Annotated in this window: 2 protein-coding genes and 1 pseudogene; all 3 read left to right on the forward strand. The window is 46.8% G+C overall.

Annotation, left to right across the window (positions count from 1 at the left end; all coding sequences use genetic code 11):
• Position 1: 1 nt before the first annotated feature.
• Complete coding sequence (gene gyrA, locus GRP75_RS21830; RefSeq protein WP_337194256.1) at positions 2-2,422, forward strand: DNA gyrase subunit A; 2,421 nt, start codon at positions 2-4, stop codon at positions 2,420-2,422.
• A gap of 275 nt (positions 2,423-2,697) precedes the next feature.
• Positions 2,698-3,168 carry a MarR family winged helix-turn-helix transcriptional regulator gene (locus GRP75_RS21835; RefSeq protein WP_160790343.1) on the forward strand — a complete coding sequence of 157 codons (471 nt, stop codon included), beginning with the start codon at positions 2,698-2,700 and terminating at the stop codon, positions 3,166-3,168.
• Positions 3,169-3,432: 264 nt separating this feature from the next.
• Positions 3,433-3,547 (forward strand): annotated as a pseudogene (locus tag GRP75_RS30530) (MarR family winged helix-turn-helix transcriptional regulator); the annotation flags it as partial.

A 3,547-nucleotide genomic window follows, 5' to 3' on the forward strand; every position in this document is an offset into this window, starting at 1 on the left:
AGTGGTCGGTGACCGCTTTGGCCGATATTCCAAATATATTATTCAGGATCGGGCGATACCCGACGTACGGGACGGATTAAAACCCGTACAACGTCGTATTCTTTATGCAATGTACGATTCGGGCAATACGCCGGATAAAGCATATCGTAAATCGGCCAAAACCGTTGGGGACGTTATGGGTAATTACCACCCCCACGGTGACTCGTCGATATACGACGGCATGGTACGGATGGCGCAGCCTTGGAAAATGAGTCACGTGCTGGTGGACGGTCACGGTAACTGGGGCTCCCAGGATGATGATCCGGCGGCAGCTATGCGTTATACGGAGGCTCGCTTGTCTCCGATCGCAATGGAAATGCTGCGCGATATTGAAAAGCGTACGGTTTTGTTCAAGGACAATTTTGATAACTCGGCCAAAGAGCCCGTTGTGTTGCCGTCTCGTTATCCAAATTTGTTGGTGAACGGTTCCAGTGGGATCTCGGCGGGATTTGCGACAGAGATCCCTACACATAGTTTACGCGAAGTTATTGACGCCAGCATTGCGGTGATGGAAAAGCCAGAGATTGAGCTGGAAGAGATTATGACCTTTATCAAAGGTCCTGATTTCCCGACTGGCGGACTCATTATGGGTGGCGAAGGCATCAAGGACGCTTACCGCACGGGAAAAGGACGTATTTATATTCGTTCCAAAACGGAAATTCAGTCCTTGCGCGGAGGTAAGCAGCAGCTAGTCATTACCGAAATCCCATACCAGATCGTCAAATCAAGGCTCGTAACCGCCATGGAGAATATCCGTCTGGAGAAAAAGGTGGAAGGGATTGCCGAGGTTCGTGACGAAAGCGGACGAAATGGTTTGCGCATTGTTGTGGAGCTGAAGAAGGAAGCCGATGCGGAAGGGATTTTAGCTTATTTGCTGAAAAAAACCGACCTACAGGTGGCATATAACTTCAACATGGTAGCTATTGTGAACAAAGCGCCACATCAGCTTGGGCTAAAGTCCATTTTGGAAGCGTATATCGCCCATCAACGCGAAGTTGTCACTCACCGTATCCAGTATGAACTGGAAAAGGCAGAGGATCGTGCCCATGTGCTGGAAGGTTTGGTCAAGGCGCTGAACATTCTGGATGAGGTCATCGCAGCCATTAAAGCTTCCAAAAATCGCCAGGACGCGCAAAATAATTTGCAATGGATGTTTGGTTTTAGCGAACGTCAGGCAGATTCTATTTTGACTTTGCAGTTGTATCGTCTCACCAATCCGGAAATCACCACGCTTGAAAAAGAACTGGGTGACATCCAGAAAAAAATCGCACAATATCGTTCTATTCTGGAAAGTGATCGCAAGCTGATCAGCCTGATTCGCAAGGAACTTTTGGAAATTCGCGAAAAGTACGGCATTGACCGTCGTTCAGATATCCAGGGCGAGGTAGAAGAGATTAAGGTGAACCTGGAAGTCATGGTGGGAGCAGAGGATGTGCTGCTGACACTCTCAAAAGATGGCTATGTGAAACGTACAAGTATGTTGTCATTCACTCGTTCAGGCGGGGAACGTTCAAGTTCTGGTGTTAAAGAAGGGGATTACGTTACCCAATTGCTTGATGTGAATACGCTGGACATATTGCTCGTCTTCACCCAGCGCGGACAATACTTTTTATTACCTGTACATCAGGTGCCAGAGTATAAGTGGAAAGAGCCGGGCACTCCAATTGTCAACGTCATTCCGTTATCGAAGGAAGATCGTATCGTAAGTGTCATCCCGCTCAAAAACATCGAGGAAATTGGCAAAAGCCTGGTATTTGTAACAAAGAAGGGCCAAGTAAAGCGTACAGAATTAAAAGAATATGCTACAAAACGTTCCAGTGCCGTAGCCGCCTGCAAAGTAGCAGGGGACGATGAGGTGTTATCGGTAACGTTAAGCGAGGGTACCCAGGATATTATGCTGATTACCCGCGCGGGTATGAGTATACGCTTCAAGGAGCAAGAGGTTAATGCGATGGGGCGCGTCTCGGCTGGTGTCAAAGGTATACAGCTAGCCGAAGGCGATGAAATTATCGCGGCGTTGTGGGTAGAAGAGGATGAAGGAGAAGTGTTGGTGCTGACCGAGTCCGGTTATGGTAAGCGTACGCTTCTGCTGGATTATCCTACACAGGGAAGAGGCGGCAAAGGTATCACCACCTTTGAGTTCAAGGAAGGCAAACGAGTACGTTCGAATGGAACTCGAATCGTGGCTGCCTTCTATTGCCGTGAAGCTGTTCAATTATTTGCAATCACAGCAGAAGGACAAACGATGTCCTTCCTTTCGGAAAAGGCTCCTTTGACCGACCGAAAGGATACAGGCAAGCTGCTAGCTCCAGTGGAGAAGAAGGACGAAATTGTGAATGTGCTGCTGCGTAGTGAGCCGCAAGCTTCTCAGTCCATAGAATAATAGGAAAGCCAAGCGCTTTTTAGCTCGAAAAAGAGAGGTCCTCTCGTGCCATTCCGGCACGAATGAGGACCTTTTTGCCGTCATGCTGTCGAACCCTGACCAGCCTTCAAAACCGAGGTGAGACTTCCTTCCCCTTTTCATTTCGTGCTCCAAAAACGGCAGGAAACCGGGGCTGAATGGCGAAAATTTAATGTGATGAAATACAATCCGGACGGTGGCCCATACGGTAACTTTGATGCTTTTACTGACCCTGTTATTTAAAGGAGTGAGGCAAAATGCAAACGACCGAATTTGCGAAAATCTGGTCCAGAATGGCTAAGGATTATAAGGTTCATATGGAGCAGCAGCTGGCTCCATCACTAACGGAAGCTCAACTTACGGTGCTGGAGGTTTTGAACGAATACGGCCGTATGAAACCGTCTCAACTAATCCCATATCTCGCCACCACACCAGCCGCGGTTACGATGCTGCTGGATCGGATGGAGCGGAATCGACTGGTCACCCGTTTCAGAGACGTAAAGGACCGTAGAATTGTATGGATTGTCATTTCGGATCAAGGGAGAGAAGAAGTAGAGCGTGGATTGCGAATCCGGGATGATTTTCTGGGTTCTGCACTAAACCGAATTTCTCAGCACAATCAAAATTTGCTGGTTTATTTGTTGGGGAAAATTACAACGAAGGCGAAAACTTCAGTAATAACAAGTGAGGCTGAGGGAGTAAAGGAACCAATAGAGCGAGCAGAATAACTAGAATGGCGGCTACATGAAAAGTAGCTGTACGCAGCAGATTATCATTTTAAGGTAAGTAGGAGTGCGCGGATGTAAATACCTATCGTGGTATTCATACCGCGCTTTTTTGTGTTGAAGTATAGGTGATATTTGGGTGAATGTTGACATTTACATAAGAGATGATAAAATAATAGTTATGAATAAATAACATTTCGTATGCAAATAGTTTCTAGTATATGTATATGGATTGTCAATTGGATATTAGAAAGAAGGATGGCTCCAGTGAGTGATAGAGAGGAAGACAGACTTGAGGTGTACCGGGTTATTCAATCGGTAAGGGAGGTTAACAAAACGATATTTTATTCCTTCTGGAATGAGGAGCAGCATTTGGATCTGA

Origin of the sequence: Paenibacillus sp. OT2-17, from assembly GCF_009827695.1 — a bacterium.
GTDB classification, from domain to species: Bacteria; Bacillota; Bacilli; order Paenibacillales; family Paenibacillaceae; genus Paenibacillus; species Paenibacillus polymyxa_B.

Coding starts and splice junctions, on each gene's coding strand:
- GRP75_RS21835 (WP_160790343.1), top strand. CDS start 2,698: ATGCAAACGACCGAATTTGCGAAAATCTGGTCCAGAATGGCTAAGGAT.